Genomic DNA, 23,797 nt, shown 5'->3' on the forward strand with positions numbered 1-23,797 from the left:
GACTTTGGAACCAGCGTGCATCCTCCCGGCAAAAGGGCAGGGCATCCTCATGTCTATTCTCAGGGAGATCGTCGCCGCAGTCGCAGGAGTGTACGCGCTCCTGTTTCTCTGCGACGCATTGTTCGGGGTCGGCGAGGCACGCTTCGACGAGGCCTATTTCCGCACCAGTTTCTACGCGCCGCGGCCGAAGGAATTTCGCTTTGCGAGCGATACGCCGCCGGCGGTGCGAGTTAGCGACGCATTTGCGCAATTCGCGCCGGGCGAAGCCAGGCTGAACAGGCGTTACTCGTCTCTGACGACGATCATTCGCTGACGTCATTCCCCCTAGGTCTGGGTCCATTCCGCGACGCCGCCCCACCTTGTATCGCGGTGATCGGGGCGGTGGCGCCGACGTCGAATGGCTTGACCGTCAACACCTCCGGTTTGATCGCCGACCGTTTCCCAACAATTGCGAATTTGACTTTGGCCGCAAGGGTTTGCAATGCGGAATGGATTTACAACTGGCGGGACGGGGCCAGCCTGTGTATAAGGCGGCCCTCGCAACCCACAGATCAGGTTGCGCTTTTTGCTTCACGGAGAGATTGCGATGTCCGAGCGGTGGACGCCCGAGTCCTGGCGCAGCAAGCCGGTGCTACAGGTGCCCGACTATCCCGACGCCAAGGCCTTGGCCGACGTCGAGGCGCAGCTTGCGACCTTTCCGCCGCTGGTGTTTGCCGGCGAAGCGCGCAATCTGAAGAAGGCGTTGGCACGGGTTGCGGCCGGCGAGGCCTTCCTGCTCCAGGGCGGCGACTGCGCTGAGAGCTTTGCCGAGCACGGCGCCAACAACATCCGCGACTTCTTCCGCGTGCTGCTCCAGATGGCGGTGGTGCTTACTTACGCCGGCGCCGTCCCCGTGGTGAAAGTCGGCCGCATCGCCGGCCAGTTCGCCAAGCCGCGGTCGTCGCCGACCGAAAAGGTGAACGGTGTCGAGCTCCCGAGCTATCGCGGCGACATCGTCAACGACATCGCCTTCACCAAGGAAGCGCGCGTGCCGGATCCGCAGCGCCAGCTGATGGCCTACCGCCAGTCGGCCGCGACGCTGAACCTGCTCCGCGCCTTCGCCACCGGCGGCTTCGCCAATCTCGGCAGCGTGCATCAATGGATGCTCGGCTTCCTGAAGGATAGCCCGCAGTCCCGCCGCTACAAGGAATTGGCCGACCGCATCTCGGACGCGCTCAACTTCATGCGCGCCTGCGGCCTCGATCTCGAAAGTCATCCCGAGCTGCGCGCCACGGATTTCTACACCAGCCACGAGGCGCTGCTGCTCGGCTACGAGCAGGCCCTGACCCGCGTCGATTCCACCACCGGCGACTGGTACGCGACCTCGGGCCACATGATCTGGATCGGTGACCGCACCCGCCAGCTCGATCATGGCCATATCGAATATTTCCGCGGCATCAAGAACCCGATCGGGCTCAAATGCGGCCCGTCACTTAAGCCCGACGAACTGCTGAAGCTGATCGACGTGCTCAACCCCGACAACGAGCCGGGCCGGCTGACGCTGATCGGCCGCTTCGGCTCCGACAAGATCGGTGAGCATCTGCCCAACATGATCCGCGCCGTGCAGCGCGAGGGCCGGGTGGTGGTCTGGTCCTGTGATCCCATGCACGGCAACACCATCACCTCGACTTCGGGCTACAAGACCCGCCCCTTCGACCGCATCCTGTCCGAGGTGAAGTCGTTCTTCGCGGTCCACGCCGCGGAAGGCACCCATGCCGGCGGCGTGCACCTGGAGATGACGGGCCAGGACGTCACCGAATGCCTCGGCGGCGCCCGCGCCATCACCGACGAGGATCTCAACGACCGCTACCACACGGTCTGCGATCCCCGTCTCAATGCTGAGCAATCCATCGACATGGCTTTCCTGATTGCCGAGCTGCTGAAGCAGGAACGCGCCGGCAAAGCCAGGCCGATGCCGGCCGCAGCGGGGCTCTAGAACCTTGCTGCGAATTTGGAAGGCCACGATCAATTCCCGGAACGGTCTGGCCTTTGCGTTCCGCTCGGAGCAGGCCGTCCGCGAGGAGATCTTTGTGCTCCTCCTGTCGCTGCCGCTGGCCTGGTTCATCGGCGCGACCGCGATGCGCGCGGTCGAGCTGGTCTGTGCAGTCGCCTTCGTGCTGGTGGTCGAGCTGCTCAACACCGCGATCGAAAAACTCGCCGACCGCCTGACCATGGACCACGACAAGCAGATCGGCCGGGTCAAGGACATGGGCTCGGCCGCGGTCGGCGTTGCGCTGCTGATGGCTGGCGCGTTCTGGATCTTTGCGCTCATCGAGCGATTGGGTTTCGTCTAGCGAGGATCGAACAAGGGCGGTCCATGACCGAACGTCTCAACGCATTCGCGGTCACGCTCGCCCAGCTCAATCCGACCGTGGGCGACATCGAGGGCAATGCTGCGAAGGCACGCTCGGCGCGCGCGCGAGCCGCCGCCGACGGTGCCGATCTCGTGCTGTTTCCGGAATTGTTCATCGCCGGCTATCCTCCGGAGGACCTGGTGCAGAAGCCGGCGTTCCAGGCTGCCTGCCGCGCCGCGATCGAAGGCCTCGCGCGCGAGACCGCGGACGGTGGTCCGGCGATGCTGGTCGGCACGCCCTGGGTCGAGGAGGGCAGGCTTTACAATGCCTGTGCGCTGCTCGATGGCGGCCGTGTCTCCGGCTTACGCTTCAAATGCAATCTGCCGAACTACGGCGTGTTCGACGAGAGGCGACTGTTTGCGCGCGGACCCGCAGCAGGACCCGTGACCGTGCGTGGCGTGCGCATCGGGGTGCCGATCTGCGAGGACATCTGGCTGGAAGAGTCCGAGGACTACGAAAACGTGATCGAGACGCTGGCGGAGACTGGCGCCGAGATCATCCTGGTGCCGAACGGCTCGCCTTACGCCCGCGACAAGAACGACGTTCGTCTGTCGGTCGCCGTGGCGCGCGTCACCGAAAGCGGCCTGCCGCTGGTCTATCTCAATCAGGTCTGTGGCCAGGACGAGCTCGTGTTCGACGGAGCGTCCTTCGTGCTCAATGGCGACCTCTCGCTTGCGGCGCAATTACCGGCGTTCGAGGAGAGCGTGGTCACGCTGCGCTTCACCAGGAATGGTGACGACTGGCGCTGCACCGGGCCGGTCGCCCAGCAGCCCGAGGGCGACAAGGCCGATTATGCCGCCTGCGTGCTGGGCCTCCGCGATTACGTCGCCAAGAACGGCTTTCCAGGCGTGCTGCTGGGCATTTCCGGCGGCATCGATTCCGCGCTGTGTGCGGCGATCGCGGTCGATGCGCTCGGCGCCGATCAGGTGCATGGCGTAATGCTGCCTTATCGCTACACGGCACCACACGCGATTGCGGATGCCGGCGAGCTCGCGGGCCATCTCGGCATCCGCTACGAGGTTTTGCCGATCGCCGAAGCGGTGAACGGGTTCGAGACGATCCTGTCCGGCATCTTCAAGAATCTGCCGCCAGATATCACCGAGGAAAATCTCCAGGCCCGCACCCGCGGCACGCTCTTGATGGCGATCTCCAACAAAACCGGCTTGATGGTGGTGACGACAGGCAACAAGTCGGAAATGTCGGTCGGCTACGCCACGCTCTATGGCGACATGAACGGCGGCTTCAATCCGATCAAGGACATTTATAAGACGCAGGTGTTTCGGCTGGCGACACTGCGCAATTCCTGGAAGCCGGAAGGCGCGCTCGGACCGGCCGGGGAGGTCATTCCGCCGGATATCATCACGCGGCCGCCGACCGCGGAATTGCGCGAGAACCAGCGTGATGAGGATTCTCTGCCGCCCTACGATGTGCTCGATGCCGTCCTGGAGCGTCTGGTCGAACGCGAGGAGCCACTTGATCACATCATCGCAGCCGGCTTTGACCGCGAGACGGTCACCCGCATCGACCATCTCCTCAACGTCGCCGAATACAAGCGCCGCCAGGCCGCACCCGGCGTGAAAGTGACACCTAAGAACTTCGGTCGCGACCGCCGCTATCCCATCACCAACCGTTTTCGTGACAAGGGCGAGCCCTTGCCGGCGGCGGATGAGGCGCTGGTGTCACGTGGTAGCAAGGCGTCGATCGACGCGTTTGAGGGGTGACTCTTCTAGATGCCCGCCTCGCGCGGAATGACGGTGAGAACTCGGGTTGCCGCTACGACGGGGTTGCGAAGAAGAGCACGCGAAGGAAGTGGGTGTAATCGGATTCGAGCACCATGATCGACACAAATACCAATACCACGACCGGCGGCAGCAGGATGGCGTAGGCCAGGGCCAGTCGCTCCCAGGCCATGTGCATGAAGACAGCGACGATCAAGCCGGCCTTCAACACCATGAACAGCAGGATCAGCGACCACCTCAGATAGCCATGTAGGCCAAAGTAGTCGACGAGGTAGGAGCACGTGCTGAGGACGAACAACCAGCCCCAGACCACGAGGTAGAGCTTGATCGGGTGCTGTTGACCCTTGGCGTGAACGGCCCCCGTTGCGACTGCGCCATGCACCGGAGCGTGAAGTTGTCCTTCCATGTGTACCGCCGCGTTTGTCATGCGCCGACCTCACCAAAGATAGAAGAATGCAAAGATGAACACCCACACGAGATCGACGAAGTGCCAGTACAGGCCCGTGATCTCGACGATCTCGTAATACCCCTTGCGGCTCGTGAAAAAGCCGCGCCTCTCGACGTCGAAATCGCCGCGAAAGACCTTCCGCGCGATGGCGATGAGGAAGATCACACCGATCGTGACATGGGTGCCGTGAAAGCCCGTGATCATGAAGAAGCTCGCGCCAAACTGCGGGGCACCCCATGGATTGCCCCAGGGCCGGACGCCCTCCATGATCAGCTTGGTCCATTCGAAGGCCTGCATTCCAACGAAGGTCGCGCCGAAGGCTGCCGTGGCCAGCATTAAGGCCGCGGTTCTGACGCGATCGCGTCGGTAGCCGAAATTGACGGCCATCGCCATGGTGCCGCTGCTGCTGATCAGGATAAACGTCATGATGGCGATCAGAATCAGCGGAATGTGCTTGCCGGCGATGTTGAGAGCGAAGACTTCGCTGGGATTGGGCCAGGGCACGGTCGTCGACATGCGCGCCGTCATGTAGGAGAGCAGGAAGCAACTGAAAATGAAGGTGTCGCTGAGGAGGAAGATCCACATCATGGCCTTGCCCCAGGACACGTTCTTGAAGGCGCGCTGATCGGACGCCCAGTCGTCGGCGACGCCGCGCCAGCCCTCAGGCCGCGCAGGCGATTGGCCCGGATTTGTGAGCACGGTCTCAGCCATCTGGTCTCTCTAGCTCAGCAATTGGCGGCAGATGTTGACGAAATCGTCGGTCCAGCCCGTGAGAAGACCGAGCAGGACAAGCCAGACCAGCAGCAGGAAGTGCCAGTAGATGGCGCACAGCTCCACGCTCAAGCGCATGTTGGCGATCTCGGTGCCGCGCCACATCTTGGCTGAGGTTCGGCCCAAGGCCACCAGACCGCCTGTCAGATGGAGCCCGTGCACTGCGGTCAACAGGTAGAAGAAAGAATTCGCCGGATTGGACGCCACGAGATATCCGGCAGCCCCCAGCCGTTGCCAGGCCAGGAGCTGCCCGGCGAGGAAGATCACGGCAGACGCTCGGCCGGCGAGCAGACCGATCATGGCGCCTTCAGCATCGTGTCGGCGCGCGGCCACGTACGACCATTGCAGCGCGACGCTGCTCAGGACCAGGACTCCTGTGTTGACCCACAGCAGTCGCGGTATCGGCAGCGGCCGCCAGTCCACCACGCTCATGCGCATCGAGTAGGCGCTGATGAAGAGGACGAATAATGCGCTCGCGACGGCGAGAAACACGCCAAGTCCGACCTTCGCTGCCGGCCAGGTCATGGTATCGCCGCCCGGGAAGTTACCGACCGGGCCTTCCTCCAGCCATGGCTTGGCCGTCAGCCGCTGCTGCGATAGCCACCAACCGGCGATCACCGCAAGCACAGCCAGGAAGAGGATGACGGCGCTCACGAAGCAGCTCCCTGAATGAGCTGCGTCGCGCGCGGCGGCTGGTTCTGCGGAATGAAGTCCTCTGCGGCGCCGGGCACGCTGTAGTCATAGGCCCAGCGGTACACGACCGGGAGCTCCTTGCCCCAGTTGCCGTGCCCTGGAGGGGTCTCCGGCGTCTGCCACTCTAGCGTCGTCGCCCGCCACGGATTGCCGCCTGAGGCCTCACCTTTGAACAAGCTCCAGGCAAGATTAAACAGGAACACCATCTGGCTGAAGCCGACGGTCAAGGCCACCACGGAGATGAAGGCGTTGAGTGAATGGGCCGAGGATGGGATGAATGTCGCATCGCCGAGTTCGAAATACCGCCGCGGAACCCCGAGCAGTCCAAGATAGTGCATGGGGAAAAAGATCAGGTACGCGCCGAGGAAGGTGACCCAGAAGTGAAACTTGCCCAAGGCCTCGTTCAGCATCCGTCCCGTGACCTTGGGGTACCAATGATAGATCGCGCCGAGCACGACCATGATCGGCGCCACGCCCATCACCATGTGGAAATGCGCGACCACGAACATGGTGTCCGAGAGGGGCACGTCCACGACGACGTTGCCGAGGAAGAGGCCGGTGAGCCCGCCGTTCACGAAGGTGATGATGAAGCCGAGGGCGAACAGCATCGGCACCGTGAGATGGATGTCGCCGCGCCACAGGGTCAGCACCCAGTTGTAGACCTTGATCGCGGTGGGGATTGCGATGATGAGCGTTGTGGTGGCGAAGAAGTACCCGAATTGCGGGAACATGCCGCTCACATACATGTGGTGCGCCCATACGATGAAGCTGAGCGCGCCGATGGCCACGATCGCCCAGACCATCATACGGTAACCAAAGATGTTCTTGCGCGCATGCGTGCTGATCAGATCGGAGACGATGCCGAAGGCGGGCAGGGCGACGATGTAGACTTCGGGATGGCCGAAGAACCAGAACAGGTGCTGGAAGAGCAGCGGGCTGCCGCCACCATATTTCGACAGCGTGCCCATCTCGACGAGCGAAGGCATGAAGAAGCTGGTTCCGAGCAGGCGGTCGAGCAGCAGCATGACCGAGGCAACGAACAGGGCAGGGAATGCCAGCAACGCCATGACGGTCGCCGTGAAAATGCCCCACACCGTCAGGGGCAAGCGCATCAACGTCATGCCGCGGGTGCGGGCCTGGAGTACCGTTACCACATAATTCAGTCCGCCCATGGTGAAGCCGATGATGAACAGGATCAGGGACGACATCATGAGAATGATGCCCCAATCCTGCCCGGGCGTTCCGGAGAGGATTGCTTGCGGCGGGTATAACGTCCAGCCGGCGCCGGTGGGGCCGCCGGGCACGAAGAATGTCGAGGCCAGCACCAGGACTGCGAGCAGGTAGACCCAGTAGCTCAGCATGTTCACATAAGGGAAGACCATGTCCCGCGCGCCGACCATTAGCGGGATCAGGTAGTTGCCGAAGCCGCCCAAGAACAGCGCGGTGAGCAGATAGATCACCATGATCATGCCGTGCATGGTGATGAACTGAAGGTATTGGTTGGCATCGATGAAAGAGAAGGTGCCGGGGAATCCCAATTGCAGCCGCATCAGCCACGATAGCACCAGGGCCACCAGCCCGATCGCCGTGGCCGTCAGCGAATACTGAATAGCGATCACCTTGGCGTCCTGCGAGAAGACATATCGTGTCCACCAGCTCCTCGGATGATAGAGCTCGACATCAGGTACTTCGGCAGGCGGGATGCCGGGGATCCCTTCATATGGAATATCGACCACAGAAACCTCCTCGGTCGTTTCCATCGGGGGAGGCGTTGGCCTCATGCACCCGATCTATCTTTGCGGCGGCAGCTTGCTAGTTGCCTCCGGATTGGAACGTCGCCTTCACGACGGCCTTCGCCGGCGACAATTCTGCAAACGTTTTTTGTTGCTCCAGCCAAGCGTGATATTCACGCTCTTCGTCGACGATGACCTTGGCCCGCATCTGATAGTGAGCAGCGCCACAAAGCTCCGCACAGAGAACATCGAACGTTCCGGTTCGGATTGGCGTTATCCAGAAATAGGTCACCATGCCTGGAACCATGTCCATCTTGGCCCGGAATTCGGGCACGTAGAAATCGTGCAGGACATCAACCGAGCGGAGCAGAACCTTGACCGGCTTTCCCACTTGAAGGTGCAGGTCGCCGTTCTCGATCACGACGTCGTCCTGCGCGTGTTGGTCGTCATGATTGAGCCCCATCGGATTGTCGGAGGCGATGTTGCGGACGTCGGATGTGCCCAATTGCCCATCCTTGCCCGGAAGGCGGAAGCTCCATTGCCATTGCTGCCCCATGACCTCGACCTCGGTGGCATCCGCAGGCACCGTCACGAACTGGTGCCAGACCACGAGGCCAGGCGCCAGCATGGCCGCGACGCCGACGCCGGTTCCGACGCTCAGCCACCATTCGAGCCTTTTGTTTTCCGGATTGTAATCGGCCCGTCTTCCCTCTTTGTGGTGAAAGCGGAAGACGCAGTAGGCCATGAAGGCGATGACCGCGACGAATACAAAGCCCGTGATCCAGAACGTGATGTTGATGGTGTGGTCGATATAGGCCCAGTTAGTGGCGATCGGCGTCCACCACCACGGGCTGTAGAGGTGAAACAGCACGGAGCCAATCGCGACCAGCAGCAATATCAGTGCGACAGCCATCCTGATCCATCCTTGCCATTGAAGGCTACGGATACGAATCCAGGGCGGAGCTCATGTCGGTTGCGATGGCTGGCCTTTCTCGTTGGCGTTCATGCCATCTCCGGCCTCTTGCTTCGCCCATTCCACTGGTCGCGAAATCAAAGGAACGCTCGCGACCATCAATCTCATCGGAGCTTAGGGCGTCTGTGTCTAAAATGATCCCAGCCTAAGCCGGCGTCAATAGAGCATATTTTCGTGTCGACGCGGCGTGGGCGTTGCCGTCGTCGGGCACGACCAAGCATCAGGGCATCAGGTGCGCTCAGCGTCCGGGGTGATGCAACGCACAATCAGCCGCACAATTCACCCAACCGTGAGTGCAGCCGTGCCCCGCGCGCGCTAAGCTTGTGAGGCAGGTCGCGGCGGGTTCCGTCCGGCCAGGCTCGTTCGCTGAACCTGGGTTGCCGTACCCGACCCATCGCGTTTCCTGCTTATCCGGCGGACACGCGTGGCTGGAAAGCGCGTGTCATCGAAACCGCGATTTTCAGCACGGGAGGGTCCGTTCATGGCCACTCTGTACTCCCACGACATCAGGCGGCACGTATTCGGCGAAGCGGCCTCCTATCCCATTCGCAAGATCAGCTTGTCCGACCTGTCCGAGGCCCTGCGCCTGGGTTGGGGGGATTTCCAGGCAATGCCGAGTCACGCGATTATCGTGTGCGTGATTTATCCCGTTCTCGGTCTCGTCCTGTTCAGGATGGTGCTCGGCTATTCGGTGCTGCCGCTACTGTTTCCGCTGGCCGCCGGCTTTGCCTTGGTCGGGCCTTTTGCCGCCATCGGTCTCTACGAGCTCAGCCGTCGTCGCGAGCGCGGCGAGGAGGTCGATGCATGGGATGCGTTCAAGGTGCTGCGCGCACCCTCGTTCGGCGCCATGGTAGAACTCGGCGTGCTCCTGCTGGTCCTGTTCGGGGCCTGGATCGGTGCCGCGAACGCAATCTATGTCGCGATCTTCGGTCACGCGGCGGCCGCAAGCATTCCCGACTTCGCAACGCGCGTGCTGACGACACCGGAAGGCTGGTCGCTCATCATCGTCGGTTGCGGCGTCGGCTTCCTGTTTGCGGTTGTCGCGCTGTGCGTCAGCGTCGTGTCATTCCCGTTGATGCTCGACCGGCATGCGACTGCGATCGACGCGATCCGCACGTCGCTCCGAGTGGTGGCGGCGAATCCGATTGCGATGGCCGGATGGGGCCTCATTGTGGCAGCGCTGCTCGTGATCGGCTCGCTGCCGCTCTTCGTCGGCCTTGCTGTCGTTCTGCCGGTGCTCGGTCATGCCACCTGGCACCTCTACCGGCGGGTGGTCGAGCCGAATCCGAACCCACCGGACGCACCGCCCCCGCCCCGGAAGGGAAGGCGCTACGCAGCAGACTTTCCGGCCAATCTCTTCCCCTGGAGCCGCGAGGGAGAGCCGTAACGGCCGAAACGGCCGCGCCGGCGGCCGCCTGCGCGGAGCATGACAGAAAGTAACGGCCTACTTCTGCTGCTGCGGCAGGAAGGTCGGGCCGACTGAACGGATCGGCTTATTCTCGGAGTTAGCGGTGGTGCCGGTATCCGCCGGCGACGTCGTGGCCGGCGTATTGGCCGTCGTCGGCGCCGAAGCTGCGCCCTTCTTGGCATTCGCAGGCGTGCCCTTGTTGAGCCGCTGCTGCTGCATCTTCCTGGCGCTCTCTTCGGTGACGATGATGTCGCCCTGCTGCTCGACTGCGGCCTTGTCGTCCGCCGATTTCAACGCGTCCGCCCAGGTCTGGCCTGCGGCCTTGCAGGAGCAGGATGGGTTGAACTCGCTGCGGAACTTGAACGCTGTCGGCAGCGCCGTGTAGGGCTGGCCGCCGATCGAGACCGCCGAGTTCATGTCTTCGCCGGGATTGCGATGGGTGTAGAGCACGGCCTCCGCGGCCGGGCACAGCGCCTTGCAGGTTTTCTCGTCGTCGGGGAAGCGCGCCGGCACGGTCGCAAACGAGATCGGAAAATAGGCGCCGTCGCAGGTGCGCACGCACACGGTGCGAAAGGTGGCGGATTGCGGGCCGAGATCGGCGGGCGGAACGGCTTGCGGATTGCCCGCGTTATTGCCGCCAAACAGATTGCTGAGGAAGTTGCCGCCGCCTTGCGACTGCGCCGCGTTGGCATATTGCGGGCCGCAATTGTTCTGCGCCAGCGCCGCCAGCACCGAACGGCGCTGATTGTCGCGCTCGGGGCTGAAGCCGCCGGGGCCACCGCCGCGCAGGCGCTCGAGATTGCCAGTGATCTGATCCAGATTGGCGCGCATCTGCTGGATCTGGGTGTTGACCGGGCCGCATTGCGCGGATTGGCCGCTGAACAGCGAGAAGAAGCCGGAGGAATCGCAGCCCATGCGCTTGGCCTGCATGGTGACGCGATCGAGCTCGGCCTGCTGACGGGTCTGGGAATCCTGGTAGCGGCGGATCTGCTCTTCGCGCGCGGGGTCACCACCGCCGCCGCGGTCGAGTGCGGCGAGCTGGCCTTCCAGCCGCACGCACATCGGATTAGGGCCGAGCCCGTTCTGGGCGGGCTGAGGCGGCGGTCCCGGAGGGCCGACCTGCGCGAAAGCGCCGGTGGCGAGCACGACCGTGCTCAAGAGCACGGTGCAGACAAGGAGGAAGCGGGCACGGGGCAGGGACAACAATTCAGGCATATCCGCCATTCTAGCGAGGTCACGGCCCAATGTGACTTGGGAAGCCGAAGTGACTTGAGGGCCGAAGCGCGCCCTCCCATAGCCGCTTCCTGCGGCATCGTCACGTCGTTTCAGGGGCCAAAGATTGGGCCTAAGGTCCGCCAGTTCCGAGGGAATTCAGCGCTGGCAGGTGATTGCGACATATTCGTCGCAACGGCCATGGGAGCAGTTTGCGCCGGATTTGGGGACGGAGCCGGTAATTTCGTCGGGATCGACCCGGCGATAGGCCGAGGCCTGGGCAAAATCCCGTGACTGGCAATAGGTGCGCGCGACGGAGGCGCCGCATCTCTCGCCCTTGGCCAGGCACTGGTCAACTCCATAGCCGTCCGCCTGGTTGGCAATGATGAAGACGCGCGTCTCGGCGTAAGCGCTGGCTGCCGCAAGGGTGGAGGCGCACAAAATCAGGACGAGCAAGGATCGCATGAAAATACCCGTGAAAAAATGGAACCGCCAGTTCCAGAATGGGCTCAAGTGGTTAAGGATCACGAACCAGCAGGGCGAGCCGCGTGCTTTGCGGAGATAAAGCGGCGCTTTCGCGGCTCTCTTGACGCGGAGCCGCCTCATAGCCCATATGTGGCCGCATGAACGGTCTCCTCGCCATTTGCGCCATTTGCCGCGAGATTACGAGCTAGCGATTCGCTGGCTGGAGCCGTCTTTTCTCAAAAACATTGAGAGCCTTGGACGCCCGGCCAACAGCCGACGGGTATCCATATGGAATTGCGCCTCTACGATACGCTGAGCCGGGAAAAGCGGACCTTTGTACCGCTCGATGCCAACATCGTGCGCATGTATGTCTGCGGACCGACCGTCTATGACTTCGCCCATATTGGCAATGCGCGGCCGGTGATCGTGTTCGACGTGCTGTTTCGGCTGCTGCGCCATCTCTATGGCGAGGCGCATGTCAAATATGTCCGCAACATCACGGACGTCGACGACAAGATCAACGACCGCGCCGCGCGGGATTTTCCCGGCCTGCCGCTGAACGAGGCGATCCGCAAGGTCACGGAGGAGACGGGCCGGCAGTTTCATGCCGACGTCGATGCGCTGGGCGCGCTTCGACCGAGCGTCGAGCCGCGCGCGACCGAGCATGTCGGCGAGATGCGCGAGATCATCGAAAAACTCGTCGCCGGCGGCTTTGCCTATGTCGCTGAGGATCATGTGCTGTTCTCGCCGCAGGCAATGAACGCGGCCAATGCCGGCCTGCCGCGCTACGGCGCGCTATCCAATCGCTCGCTGGACGAGATGGTCGCCGGCGCCCGCGTCGATGTCGCGCCCTACAAGAAGGGCAACACCGACTTCGTGCTGTGGAAGCCATCAAAGCCGGGCGAGCCGTCATGGCCATCGCCGGCGGGCATCGCCGCGCAGGGACGCCCGGGCTGGCACATCGAGTGCTCGGCAATGGCCTGGAAGCATCTCGGCGAGCATTTCGACATCCATGGCGGCGGTATCGATCTCGTGTTTCCGCATCACGAGAACGAGATCGCGCAGACCTGCTGCGCCTTCCACCAGCAGCGCATGGCGAACTACTGGATGCACAACGGCTTCCTGCAGGTCGAGAGTGAGAAGATGTCGAAGAGCCTCGGCAACTTCATCACCATCCATGAGCTGCTTGCGGATTGGCCGGGTGAGGTGCTGCGTCTGAACATGCTGAAGACGCATTACCGCTCGCCGATCGACTGGACCATGAAATCGCTGGAGGAGAGCGCCAAGACGCTCGACGACTGGTATCGCGTTGCGGCCGACGTCGAATCCGGCAGGCCGGCAGCATCCGTGGTCGAGCCGCTGCTGGACGACCTCAACACGTCCCTTGCGATCGCGGCGCTGCACGGCTTGCGCGGCAGCGACGTGAACGGCTTGGCGGGATCGTTGCGGCTGCTCGGTTTTCTCTCCGAGAGCGCTGCGCAATGGGAAAGCCGCAAGCAGCAGGCGAGCGGCATCGATGCGAAGGAAGTCGAACGCCTGATCGCGGAACGGACGGCCGCCCGTCGTCGTAAGGACTTTGGGGAGTCCGATCGCATCCGCGATCTGCTCGCCGCGATGGGCGTTGCGATCAAGGACTCCAAGGAAGGCACGACCTGGGAGATTGCGCGATGAAGCGGCCCGACACGCCTTTTCCGCGGCACTGGCTCTACTACATCGCGCTGAAGATCGCACTGCTCGGCGCGGCCGTGGCGATCGTGCTGAAACTCTATGGGATGTGGTGAAGACCATGGGACAGACTTTGCCAAAGCCCGCACTCAGGCCGTTCCTGCCGGCCGACGTGCCGGTGCTCGCCGCGATCTTCACCGCCAGCATCGAGGAGCTGACCGGCGACGATTATAGCGAGGCGCAGCAGCAGGCCTGGATGGAGACGGCGGAAAGCGAAGAGTTCGGCAAGCGGCTCGCCGCCGACCTGACCCTGGTCGCGACGCTGGAAGGCTCGCCCATCGGTTTCGCCTCGCTGCGCGGCAACGATCATATCCGCATGCTCTATGTGCATCCCGGAGTGAGCGGGCAGGGCGTTGCGACCATGCTGGTCGATGCGCTGGAGAAGCTTGCCGGCGGCCGCGGTGCGACGAGCCTCTCGGTCGACGCCAGCGACACCGCACAGGGCTTCTTCGCCAAGCGCGGCTACACCGCCCAGCAGCGCAACAGCGTCACCGTCAATGATGAGTGGCTCGCCAACACGACCATGAAGAAGACGCTTGGAGCGCCGCAATGAGCAAGGAGCGTCTCTATCTGTTCGACACCACGCTGCGCGACGGCGCGCAGACCAACGGCGTCGATTTCACGCTGGCCGACAAGCAAGTCATCGCGGCGATGCTCGATGATCTCGGCATCGACTATATCGAGGGCGGCTATCCCGGCGCCAATCCGCTCGATAGCGAATTTTTTGCGACCAAGCCCAAGCTTAATCATGCGCGCTTTATCGCCTTCGGCATGACGCGGCGGGCCGGGCGCTCGGTCTCCAACGACCCTGGTGTCGCCGGGTTGCTGGAAGCAAAGGCCGACGCGATCTGCTTCGTGGCGAAGTCATCGGCCTATCAGGTGCGCGTTGCGCTGGAGACGACGAAGGAGGAAAACCTCGCCTCGATTCGCGACAGCGTCGCGGCTGCGAATGCCGCCGGCCGCGAGGTAATGCTCGACTGCGAGCACTTCTTCGACGGCTACAAGGAAGACGCGGCGTTCGCGCTCGCCTGCGCCAAGGCCGCCTATGAGGCCGGCGCGCGCTGGGTGGTGCTGTGCGACACCAATGGCGGAACCATGCCTGACGAGGTCGAGGACATCGTCACCGAAGTGACGAAGCACATCCCCGGCGATCACGTCGGCATCCATGCCCATAACGACACCGAGCAGGCGGTGGCCAACTCGCTCGCTGCGGTGCGTGCCGGCGCACGGCAGATCCAGGGCACGCTGAACGGCCTTGGCGAGCGCTGCGGCAACGCCAATCTCTGCTCGCTGATCCCGACGCTGAGGTTAAAGAAGGGCTTTGCCGACGCCTTCGAGATCGGCGTCACGGCCGAGAAGCTGGCAACGCTGGTCAAGGTCTCGCGCACGCTCGACGACATGCTCAATCGCGTGCCGAACCGGCATGCGGCCTATGTCGGCGAGAGCGCCTTTGTCACCAAGACGGGCATTCATGCCTCCGCCGTGCTGAAGGATCCACAGACCTACGAGCACGTCCTGCCGGAACTGGTCGGCAACCACCGCAAGGTGCTGGTCTCCGACCAGGCCGGACGCTCCAACGTCATTGCCGAGCTCGATCGCGCCGGCATTCCTTACGAGAAGAGCGATCCGAAGCTGACGCGCCTCGTCGAGGAATTGAAGGCGCGCGAGGCGGCGGGCTACGCCTACGAATCCGCAAACGCCTCGTTCGAGCTCCTGGCGCGCCGGACGCTCGGGAAGGTGCCGCACTATTTCGAGGTCGAGCAGTTCGACGTCAATGTCGAGCAGCGCTACAATTCGCATGGCGAGCGCGTCACCGTCGCTTTGGCCGTGGTCAAGGTCGACGTCGCCGGCGAGCGCCTGATTTCAGCCGCCGAGGGTAACGGTCCCGTCAACGCGCTCGACGTCGCCTTGCGAAAGGATCTCGGCAAGTACCAGACCTACATCGAGGGCTTGAAACTAATCGACTATCGCGTGCGTATCCTGAACGGCGGCACCGGTGCGGTCACGCGCGTCCTGATCGAGAGCGAGGACGAGAACGGCGACAGTTGGACCACGGTCGGGGTGTCTCCGAACATCATCGACGCTTCGTTCCAGGCGCTGATGGATTCGGTGATCTACAAGCTGGTGAAGTCGGGGGCGCCGGCGTAGCTATCAGGGAGTCATTCCGGGGCGGTCCGCAGGGCCGAACCCGGAATCTCGAGATTCCGGGTTCACGCTTCGCGTGCCCCGGAACGACAGCGGAGAGGGGGAGCGCGACCAATGATCGATCACATCTCCGTCGGCGTCAGCGATCTCGATCGCGCCGCAAAATTCTACGAGGCCGCGCTCTCCGCGCTCGGCCTCACGCGCCTCGTGACGCGACCGCGGACGGTCGGCTTCGGCAAGGCCTATCCAGAGTTCTGGATCAACTTGCGCGAGGGCATGCCGCACGTCCCGCCGGAGAGCGGCGTGCACATCTGCCTGCGGGCGAAGACGACTGATGAGGTCGATGCGTTTCACGCCGCCGCGCTGTCCGCCGGCGGTGCCTCCGATGGCGCGCCCGGCCTCCGCCCCCACGATCGCGTGCGCTATTATGCGGCGTTCGTCAGCGATCCCGACGGCAATCGCATCGAGGCGGTGACGTTTCCGAGCGCGTAATCCTTACAGCCGGCGTGCCACTTCCGGAGCCATCTGCTTTTCCGCCTCGGCGACCTGGGCGGCGGCTGCCTTCAGCTTCGGTAAAATATCCTCGACGCGATCGGCCTTGAGGATGTCGATCGACAGGCCGGCGCGGATGAACTCGGTCTGGCGCATATGCGACAAGAGCGAGAACAGCGGCTCCCAGAAATTGTCGATGTTGGCGAGCAGCACCGGCTTGGCGTGACGGCCGAGCTGCTTCCAGGTCATCTGCTCGACCAGCTCCTCCAGCGTGCCGACGCCGCCCGGCAGCGCCACGAAGGCATCGGAGCGTTCGAACATCAGCCGCTTGCGCTCGTGCATGTCGGGGGTGACGATCATCTCCTGCACCCGCGTCAGCGCGTTCTCGCGCAGCCGCAGGAAGTCGGGGATGATGCCGGTGACGGTGCCGCCGTGATCCAGCACGGAGGTCGCGACCGCGCCCATCAGGCCAAGCGAGCCGCCGCCATAGACCAGGCGGATGTTGTTCTCGGCGAGCGCCTTGCCGAATGCCTTGGCACCTTCGGTAAAGTTGGGATTGGTTCCGGGGCCGGAGCCGCAATAGACACAGACGGTTTTGATTGTGCTCATTGGTGCCATGATGCATTGCAGCGAAGAGGCGTCAAGCCAAATCCGTGATTCGGTACTCCCGGAAATCTACCGGCAAATAGCGACAAACAATCGAAGATTCGCCATCTGGCGGGGTGCGCTGGCATCGGGAAGGCTCTATATGACGGGCGAAAATCGCAAATCGTAACGCCGCCCGCATCCGGCGGGCTTTCAGGCTTTTTGATGGACCAACCTCAATCGTTCGACGGCGCCGACGTTCCTGATCCTCCCGCGGGGCAAGGGCTGGAGCGGGCCACGCTGATGGGCACGCTGGCGCATCTGTGGCCCTATATCTGGCCGGGCGACCGCTTCGACCTGAAGATGCGGGTGGTCTGGTCGCTGGTGCTGCTGCTCGCCGCAAAGCTGATCACGCTCGCGGTGCCGTTCAGCTTCAAATGGGCGACGGACGCGCTGACCGGCGCCAACACGGCGCCGGTGCAGGCGGACAATTGGCAGCTCTGGGTTATCGCCCCGCCGCTGCTGCTGACCGCGAGCTACGGCGCGATGCGCATCCTGATGGCCGTGCTGACGCAATGGCGCGACGGCATCTTCGCCCGCGTCGCCATGCATGCAGTGCGCAAGCTTGCGACCATCACCTTCATTCACATGCACGAGTTGTCGCTGCGCTTCCACCTCGAGCGCAAGACCGGCGGTCTGACGCGGGTGCTCGAGCGCGGCCGCGAGGGCATCGAGGTCATCGTGCGCATGGTGATCCTGCAGCTGATCCCGACCATCGTCGAGGTCTCGCTGCTGATGGCCGTGCTGCTCTGGCAGTTCGATTGGCGCTACGTGGTCGCCACTCTGATCACGGTCACGCTCTACATGTATTACACCTACATCGCGACCGAGTGGCGGATCGGCATTCGCCGCAAGATGAATGATTCCGACACCGAGGCGAACACCAAGGCAATCGACTCGCTGCTCAACTACGAGACCGTCAAATATTTCAGCGCGGAGGCGCGCGAGGCCCAGCGCTATGACAGATCGGTGGCGCGTTACGAGGAGGCGAGCGTCCGCACGTATACTTCGCTCGCGGTGCTCAATACCGGCCAGGCCGTGATCTTCACGCTCGGCCTGACCGCGACCATGCTGATGTGTGCGATCGGCGTGCGCAACGGCACCAACACGGTGGGCGATTTCGTGCTGGTCAACGCCATGATGATCCAGCTCTACCAGCCCCTGAACTTCATGGGCATGGTCTATCGTGAGATCAAGCAGGCGATCATCGACATCGAGAAGATGTTTGGTGTGCTGGGCCGCGAGGCCGAGATCAAGGACGCGCCCGATGCGCAGCCGCTGGTCGTCTCCGCCGGCACCGTGCGCTTCGAGGACGTGCGCTTTGCCTATGAGCCGACGCGGCCGATCCTGAAGGGCATCAGCTTCGAGGTGCCGGCCGGCAAGACGGTCGCGATCGTCGGCCCCTCGGGTGCGGGCAAATCGACGATCTCGCGGCTGCTATTCCGTCTCTATGACGTCTCCGGCGGAAAGATCTTGATCGACGGCCAGGATCTTCGCGACGTCACGCAGGCCTCGCTGCGCGCGTCCATCGGCATGGTGCCGCAGGACACCGTGCTGTTCAACGACACCATCCGCTACAACATCCGCTACGGCCGATGGGACGCCAGCGATGTCGAGGTCGAGGAGGCGGCGCGGCTGGCACAGATCGACCATTTCATCCGCTTGGCGCCGATGGGCTACGAGACCCAGGTCGGCGAGCGTGGCTTGAAGCTCTCCGGCGGCGAGAAACAGCGCGTCGCGATCGCGCGCACCGTCTTGAAGGCGCCGCCGATCCTGGTGCTCGACGAGGCCACCTCGGCGCTCGACACCCACACCGAGCACGAGATCCAGGGCGCGCTTGACCGCGTGGCCAAGAACCGCACTTCGCTGGTGATCGCGCACCGGCTCTCGACCATCGTCGGCGCCGACGAGATCATCGTGCTGGATCAGGGCCGTATCGCCGAGCGCGGCACCCACGCAAAGCTGCTCGCGCAGGGCGGCCTCTATGCCAGCATGTGGAACAGGCAGCGCGAGGCCGAGGCAGCGCGGGAGAAACTGGCCAAGATGGCCGACAGTAGCGAGGCACCCAACCGGGAGCCGCCGCCGGTCAATGATTCCCTGACGGCGCCTGCGGCGGCGGAGTGACCTTGTCTCGGGTGCCAACTCTGGCCTAAACAACTCCACCGCGCGGGACGGCCCCGTGCGCCGTCAACCCTTCAGCGGCAGAGAGCGATGTCCATTCTCGATTCGATCCAGCGTCAGATCCCGCCGATCCACAAGGAGGGCTATCCCTTCATCGGCGGTTTCGCGCTGGCAAGCCTGATCCTATTCTGGCTGTGGTCCCCTCTGGGGTGGATCGGCACGATCCTGACTGTGTGGTGCGCGCTGTTCTTCCGCGATCCCGTCAGGGTCACGCCGGTGCGCGAGGGGCTCGTGGTGTCGCCGGCTGACGGCCGCGTCTCGATGATCACCATGGCGCTCCCTCCGGCCGAGCTCGGGCTCGGCGACCGGCCGTTGCCGCGCATCTCGGTGTTCATGAGCGTGTTCAACTGCCACGTGAACCGCAGCCCGATCGCGGGCAGGGTGGACCGCATCGCCTACCGGCCCGGCCTGTTCATCAATGCCGAGCTCGACAAGGCGAGCGAGGACAATGAGCGAAACTCGCTGGTGATCACGACGCCCACGGCGCGGATCGGCGTGATCCAGATTGCCGGCCTCGTGGCCAAGCGCATCGTCTGCTTCGTCAAGGAAGGGCAGGCGATTGGCGCCGGTGAGCGCTTCGGTCTTATCCGCTTCGGCTCGCGGCTCGACGTCTATCTGCCGGTCGGTACCAAAGCGCTGGTATCGGAAGGGCAGACCGCGATCGCTGGCGAGACGATTTTGGCCGATCTTGCCGGGGACGACGCCAGCCGCACCTATCGCACCAATTAACCAATAAGTCGTTCCAGGAAGCCGTTCCGCCGCAATGGCGGAGGGGAGCGCGGCTTGCTATATCTCGCCTTGAGGTGAGGACGAGCCATGACGCCCTACGATTTCAAAGATCCTGACGCGCGCCGGCGGCGGTTCCGTCCGATTCCGGTGCGGATGCTGGTGCCCAACGTCATCACGCTGCTGGCGATCTGCGCCGGCCTGACCTCGATCCGGCTGTCGATCGAGGGGCGGATGTCGCTCGCGGTCTATGCCATCGTGTTCGCGGCCGCGCTCGACGGCATCGACGGCCGCATCGCGCGCATGATCAAAGGCCAGTCCAAGTTCGGCGCCGAGCTCGATAGCCTCGCCGATTTCGTCAATTTTGGCGTTGCGCCCGGCCTGATGCTGTATTTCTGGCAATTGCACGAGCTCGGCAATGCCGGCTGGATCGCCGCGATGGTGTTCGCGATCTCGGGCGGTCTGCGCCTTGCCCGCTTCAACGCCACGATGGATGATCCGAACAAGCCGGCGTTTGCGGCCAATTTCTTCACCGGCGTGCCGGCGCCGGCCGGCGCCATCACCGTGCTGCTGCCGATCTATGTCGCGTTCCTCGATCTCGGACGCTGGCCCGCGGCGGTAACGGCAGGCTACACGCTCTTGATCGCCTTCCTGATGGTGTCGCGCCTGCCAGTGTTCTCCGGCAAGACCAAGCGCATGCGCGTGCCGCCCGAGCTGGTGCTGCCGGCGTTCGTCGCCGTCATCGTCTTCATCGCGCTGTTGATCGCCTATCCCTGGCACGTGCTGTCGATCGGCACGGTGCTCTATCTGCTCTGCCTGCCGCTCGGCTACAAATCCTACCGCGATCACGCGCGGGCGATGGAAACCACCGCGCCGGCGGGAGGTGAGGTCGCGTCACCGCCTTCGGCGCCGACGCTGGCGAATTTGTCCGAGCCGCCGCACGACGACGACGACCGGCCCGGACGGCTGCACTAAGCGGCCACACGCGGATATCTGCCATGAGTCCCGCTGAGTTGGGTTGATGCCTGATCTCGGCTATATCGCCCTGTGACGGCGGCACCGCGCCAACAGCGGCCGCCAATTTGGGAGAGAACGCCGTGACCAATTCCGCGACCGGGCCGCTGCCCGCTTCCGTCCTCGAAGCGCTGGGCCGCTATGATACGCCGACGATCTGCAATGCCATGGAGATCGTGGCGCCCGAGCGCCGGCTGATCGGCTACACCACCAAGCAGCTTGTTTGTCCGTTCCCCGATCTGCCGCCGATCGTCGGTTATGCCCGCACGGTCATGATCCGCTCGGTGCTGAAATCCTCGCTTCCTGCTGAGGAGCAGTCCAAGCGCCGCATCGACTATTACGAATATGTCGGCACCGGCCACGGTCCGCGCATCTCGGTGATCCAGGACATCGATGGCCCCGACGTTGGCTATGGCGCGTTCTGGGGCGAGGTGCAGAGCAACGTGCACAAGGCGCTGGGCTGTCTCGGCGTCATCACCGACGGCTCGATCCGCGACATCCCGCAATGGGCCCCGGGCTTCCAGGCCTTGGCAGGCTCGATCGGGCCGTCGCATGCCTGGGTGCATGCGGAGAGCTTTGGCGGCGAGGTGCGTGTCGCCGGCATGACCGTTAAGTCGGACGACCTGATCCATGCCGACCAGCACGGCGCCATCGTGATCCCGATCGACGTCGCGGCAAAGCTGCCCGAGGCAGCCGAGCTCTGCGGCCGCCGCGAGACCCCGATCCTCGAGATCGCCCGCAGTCCCAACTTTTCGCTGGAGAAGCTGAAGGCGGCGCTGAAGCGCTCGGCGGAGATTCACTAGACGCGCGGCGGAGCGGCCTACGGTCGGGGCACCGACCGTGGGCCGCCTTGTTCCGTCAGAAACAGGGCAGCCTGATCCGGCTCGCCGAACACCGCGGCGGCGCATCCGATCAGGGTGAAGCCGCCCGCAAGGTCCCACAAGGTGATGTCGTCCGCATTGTCCGGGAGATGGATCAACCGCGCCGCGATCACGGCGAAGGCGGCCTCGACAAAAAGCAGGGCGCTGAACGCTGGCAGCACCAGCTCCGGCTCGAGCAGATGGAGCGCCAGTACCGCCGGCAGCGCAGTGAGAAGACTGAACAACGTCAACATGGCAAATGGGCTCCTGCGATGGAGCATGCCGCATAGCTACAGAGTACCGCATGATGGCGCGTCACGGATGTGACGCAGGGCCGCAGTTGGAGGAAGCGCAATGAGGATGAAGGGCAAGACGGTTCTGATCACCGGCTCGACCGACGGCGTCGGCCGCTACGTTGCAGGCCGCCTGGCCAAAGAAGGTGCGAGGGTCCTGATCCATGGCCGCGACGCGGCGCGTGCGAAGACCTTGAGCGACGAGATCGTGGAGGCCGGCGGTATCGCGCCGACTTTCTACCAGGCCGACCTGTCATCGATGTCGGGCACGCGTGCGCTCGCGGAGGCCGTGAAACGTGACCACCAGCGCCTCGACGTCCTGGTCAGCAATGCCGGCATCGGCTCGCAGAATGACGGCCCGCAGCGGCAGGTCAGTGCCGAGGGTCACGAGCTGCGATTTGCCGTGAACTATCTCGCCGGTTTCCTGCTCGTCCATCTGTTGCTGCCATTGCTGAAGGCGGCTGCGCCGTCGCGCATCGTCAACGTCGCCTCGCTCGGCCAGCACCCGATCGAGTTCGACGACGTCATGATCACCAGGGGCTACAGCGGTTCGCGCGCCTATGCGCAGAGCAAGCTCGCTCAGATCATGTTCACGATCGATCTGGCGCAGGAATTAAAGGGCACCGGCATCACCGTGAACGCGCTGCATCCCGCGACCTACATGAACACCACGATGGTGCGCGCCGGCGGGATCACTCCGATGTCGACGGTCGAGCAAGGCGGTGCAGCCATCCTCCACCTCGTCGAGGGCGACGACGTCGCTGATCGAAGCGGATTGTTCTTCAACGGTATGAACGAGGCACGCGCAAATCCGCAGGCCTACGATGCCGACGCGCGCAAGCGCCTGCGTGCGCTCAGCCTGGAGCTGACGGGGTTATCGTCCTAGCGACCGTTATGGTTAGCGAAGTGTTGAGATTCCCGCCGCCCACCAGGAATCGCAGCGCCTGCGGCGCGCCGTACCTCGCTGTCCAGACTTAACCTTTACGCGGCTTTAAGGGCGGCGCTCTAGGGTTCCGATGCGGTTCGGGGTTGGGCCGCGCCAGCGGCCAGGACGGCCGTTGTCGTGTACGCATTGGAGTCTCCCATGGATATCATGACGAGCGTCGGGCTCATTGCGGGCACCATCGTCATCGTTGCGATGATCTTCATGGGCGGCGATCTCCACATGTTCATCTCCGAACATGCGATGATCATCATTTTCGGCGGCTCGATCTCCGCCACCATGATCCGCTTTCCTCTCAGCGCGCTCCTGCATGGCCTTCCGCTCGGCGCCAAGTTCGCTTTCACCATGAGCCGCCTGTCGGCCCACGACCTCGTCGACGAACTCGCCCGCATCGCCGAGATCGCCCGCAAGCAGGGCCCGGTCGGCCTGGAAAAGGTCGAGACCGACGAACCCTTCCTCGCCAAGGGCATCCGCTACGTTGCCGACGGTTACGACCTCGACTTCATCCGCGACAATCTCGAGCGCGACCGTGACAACTTCCTGATGCACCTCGACGAGGGCAGCAAGATCTACCGTGCCATCGGCGATTGCGCCCCTGCCTTCGGCATGATCGGTACCCTGATCGGCATGGTGCAGATGTTCGCCAACATGACCGACCCTTCCAAGCTCGGCCCGTTCATGGCGACCGCGTTGCTCGCGACCCTCTACGGCGCGCTCGTCGCGAACCTGTTCTGTTTGCCGATCGCCGACAAACTTCACGGCAAGCTGCTGGATGAGGAGACCAATCGCACCCTGATCATCGACGGCATCCTGATGATCCGCGACTCCAAGAGCCCGACCTTGGTGCGTGAAATGCTGCTGGCCTATCTGCCGGAGAAGCACCGTCACGCCGACGGCGAGCCGGTGCCGGCCTGATCGCGCGCGCCGGGATCTAGACC

Annotated in this window: 23 protein-coding genes and 1 pseudogene; 15 read left to right on the forward strand and 9 right to left on the reverse strand. The window is 63.6% G+C overall.

The features are described from left to right. Positions 1–49 precede the first annotated feature (49 nt). The 4 genes from IVA78_RS32590 (at position 50) to IVA78_RS32605 (ending at position 4,114) form a co-directional block, all read left to right on the forward strand. A complete protein-coding gene (locus tag IVA78_RS32590; protein WP_247276805.1) occupies positions 50–313 on the forward strand; it encodes a hypothetical protein in 264 nt (87 codons plus the stop codon). Between the two features lie 273 nt (positions 314–586). Further along, on the forward strand, positions 587–1,975 hold the full coding sequence (locus tag IVA78_RS32595; protein ID WP_247276806.1) for a 3-deoxy-7-phosphoheptulonate synthase class II: 1,389 nt from the start codon (positions 587–589) through the stop codon (positions 1,973–1,975). Between the two features lie 4 nt (positions 1,976–1,979). Further along, positions 1,980–2,333, forward strand: coding sequence for a diacylglycerol kinase (locus tag IVA78_RS32600; RefSeq protein WP_247276807.1), 354 nt, complete (start codon positions 1,980–1,982; stop codon positions 2,331–2,333). Between the two features lie 23 nt (positions 2,334–2,356). Continuing rightward, positions 2,357–4,114, forward strand: a complete 1,758-nt coding sequence (locus IVA78_RS32605) for an NAD+ synthase (RefSeq protein ID WP_247276808.1) — start codon at positions 2,357–2,359, stop codon at positions 4,112–4,114. A 52-nt stretch (positions 4,115–4,166) separates the two neighbouring features. Here IVA78_RS32605 and IVA78_RS32610 read toward each other — a convergent pair whose 3' ends face one another. The 5 genes from IVA78_RS32610 to IVA78_RS32630 all read right to left on the reverse strand — a co-directional run bounded on the left by IVA78_RS32610 (position 4,167) and on the right by IVA78_RS32630 (position 8,690). Further along, the gene (locus IVA78_RS32610) at positions 4,167–4,559 is read right to left on the reverse strand and encodes a cytochrome C oxidase subunit IV family protein (RefSeq protein ID WP_247276809.1); all 393 of its coding nucleotides are present in this window, start codon (positions 4,557–4,559) and stop codon (positions 4,167–4,169) included. Between the two features lie 9 nt (positions 4,560–4,568). Continuing rightward, positions 4,569–5,291, reverse strand: a complete 723-nt coding sequence (locus IVA78_RS32615) for a heme-copper oxidase subunit III family protein (protein WP_247276810.1) — start codon at positions 5,289–5,291, stop codon at positions 4,569–4,571. A 9-nt stretch (positions 5,292–5,300) separates the two neighbouring features. Beyond that, complete coding sequence (locus IVA78_RS32620; protein WP_247469437.1) at positions 5,301–6,005, reverse strand: cytochrome c oxidase subunit 3; 705 nt, start codon at positions 6,003–6,005, stop codon at positions 5,301–5,303. After that, positions 6,002–7,780, reverse strand: a complete 1,779-nt coding sequence (locus IVA78_RS32625; protein ID WP_247276812.1) for a cbb3-type cytochrome c oxidase subunit I — start codon at positions 7,778–7,780, stop codon at positions 6,002–6,004. The genes IVA78_RS32620 and IVA78_RS32625 overlap by 4 nt, the downstream gene beginning before the upstream one ends. Before the next feature lie 76 nt (positions 7,781–7,856). Continuing rightward, the gene (locus IVA78_RS32630; RefSeq protein WP_247276813.1) at positions 7,857–8,690 is read right to left on the reverse strand and encodes a cytochrome c oxidase subunit II; all 834 of its coding nucleotides are present in this window, start codon (positions 8,688–8,690) and stop codon (positions 7,857–7,859) included. A 541-nt stretch (positions 8,691–9,231) separates the two neighbouring features. Here IVA78_RS32630 and IVA78_RS32635 point away from each other — a divergent pair. After that, positions 9,232–10,137 (forward strand): DUF2189 domain-containing protein, encoded by a 906-nt coding sequence (locus tag IVA78_RS32635; protein ID WP_247276814.1) that lies wholly within the window; start codon positions 9,232–9,234, stop codon positions 10,135–10,137. 57 nt (positions 10,138–10,194) lie between these two features. Here the strand turns inward: IVA78_RS32635 and IVA78_RS32640 are convergent, their stop codons facing one another. Both IVA78_RS32640 and IVA78_RS32645 read right to left on the reverse strand, forming a co-directional pair. Then, positions 10,195–11,382, reverse strand: a complete 1,188-nt coding sequence (locus IVA78_RS32640; protein ID WP_247418495.1) for a DUF2865 domain-containing protein — start codon at positions 11,380–11,382, stop codon at positions 10,195–10,197. A 147-nt stretch (positions 11,383–11,529) separates the two neighbouring features. Next, a complete protein-coding gene (locus tag IVA78_RS32645; RefSeq protein WP_247418496.1) occupies positions 11,530–11,835 on the reverse strand; it encodes a hypothetical protein in 306 nt (101 codons plus the stop codon). Positions 11,836–12,123: 288 nt separating this feature from the next. On the opposite strand from IVA78_RS32645, the gene cysS reads away from it, so the two are divergent. The 4 genes from cysS (at position 12,124) to IVA78_RS32665 (ending at position 16,197) form a co-directional block, all read left to right on the forward strand. Beyond that, entirely contained in the window at positions 12,124–13,506 is a 1,383-nt protein-coding gene (gene cysS, locus IVA78_RS32650; protein WP_247276816.1) for a cysteine--tRNA ligase, read from the forward strand. A 115-nt stretch (positions 13,507–13,621) separates the two neighbouring features. Next, on the forward strand, positions 13,622–14,113 hold the full coding sequence (locus tag IVA78_RS32655; protein WP_247276817.1) for a GNAT family N-acetyltransferase: 492 nt from the start codon (positions 13,622–13,624) through the stop codon (positions 14,111–14,113). Then, the gene (gene cimA, locus IVA78_RS32660) at positions 14,110–15,708 is read left to right on the forward strand and encodes a citramalate synthase (protein WP_247276818.1); all 1,599 of its coding nucleotides are present in this window, start codon (positions 14,110–14,112) and stop codon (positions 15,706–15,708) included. The genes IVA78_RS32655 and cimA overlap by 4 nt, the downstream gene beginning before the upstream one ends. Before the next feature lie 111 nt (positions 15,709–15,819). Then, positions 15,820–16,197 carry a VOC family protein gene (locus IVA78_RS32665; RefSeq protein ID WP_247276819.1) on the forward strand — a complete coding sequence of 126 codons (378 nt, stop codon included), beginning with the start codon at positions 15,820–15,822 and terminating at the stop codon, positions 16,195–16,197. 3 nt (positions 16,198–16,200) lie between these two features. Here the strand turns inward: IVA78_RS32665 and IVA78_RS32670 are convergent, their stop codons facing one another. Then, complete coding sequence (locus IVA78_RS32670; RefSeq protein ID WP_247276820.1) at positions 16,201–16,806, reverse strand: TIGR00730 family Rossman fold protein; 606 nt, start codon at positions 16,804–16,806, stop codon at positions 16,201–16,203. A gap of 201 nt (positions 16,807–17,007) precedes the next feature. On the opposite strand from IVA78_RS32670, the gene IVA78_RS32675 reads away from it, so the two are divergent. The 4 genes and pseudogenes from IVA78_RS32675 to IVA78_RS32690 all read left to right on the forward strand — a co-directional run bounded on the left by IVA78_RS32675 (position 17,008) and on the right by IVA78_RS32690 (position 21,566). Beyond that, positions 17,008–18,966, forward strand: a complete 1,959-nt coding sequence (locus IVA78_RS32675) for an ABC transporter ATP-binding protein/permease (protein WP_247276821.1) — start codon at positions 17,008–17,010, stop codon at positions 18,964–18,966. A gap of 72 nt (positions 18,967–19,038) precedes the next feature. Further along, a pseudogene (locus IVA78_RS32680) lies at positions 19,039–19,752 on the forward strand (phosphatidylserine decarboxylase); the annotation flags it as partial. Positions 19,753–19,839: 87 nt separating this feature from the next. After that, on the forward strand, positions 19,840–20,724 hold the full coding sequence (locus tag IVA78_RS32685) for a phosphatidylcholine/phosphatidylserine synthase (RefSeq protein ID WP_247276823.1): 885 nt from the start codon (positions 19,840–19,842) through the stop codon (positions 20,722–20,724). 122 nt (positions 20,725–20,846) lie between these two features. Beyond that, on the forward strand, positions 20,847–21,566 hold the full coding sequence (locus IVA78_RS32690; RefSeq protein WP_247276824.1) for an RraA family protein: 720 nt from the start codon (positions 20,847–20,849) through the stop codon (positions 21,564–21,566). A gap of 17 nt (positions 21,567–21,583) precedes the next feature. Here IVA78_RS32690 and IVA78_RS32695 read toward each other — a convergent pair whose 3' ends face one another. Further along, entirely contained in the window at positions 21,584–21,877 is a 294-nt protein-coding gene (locus tag IVA78_RS32695) for a hypothetical protein (RefSeq protein ID WP_247276825.1), read from the reverse strand. A 100-nt stretch (positions 21,878–21,977) separates the two neighbouring features. Here IVA78_RS32695 and IVA78_RS32700 point away from each other — a divergent pair, with 100 nt between their 5' ends. Continuing rightward, the gene (locus tag IVA78_RS32700) at positions 21,978–22,802 is read left to right on the forward strand and encodes an SDR family NAD(P)-dependent oxidoreductase (RefSeq protein WP_247276826.1); all 825 of its coding nucleotides are present in this window, start codon (positions 21,978–21,980) and stop codon (positions 22,800–22,802) included. Between the two features lie 198 nt (positions 22,803–23,000). Beyond that, on the forward strand, positions 23,001–23,774 hold the full coding sequence (locus IVA78_RS32705; protein WP_172788099.1) for a MotA/TolQ/ExbB proton channel family protein: 774 nt from the start codon (positions 23,001–23,003) through the stop codon (positions 23,772–23,774). Positions 23,775–23,797 lie beyond the last annotated feature (23 nt).

The organism is Bradyrhizobium sp. 137, assembly GCF_023074095.1.
Lineage (GTDB): Bacteria > Pseudomonadota > Alphaproteobacteria > Rhizobiales > Xanthobacteraceae > Bradyrhizobium.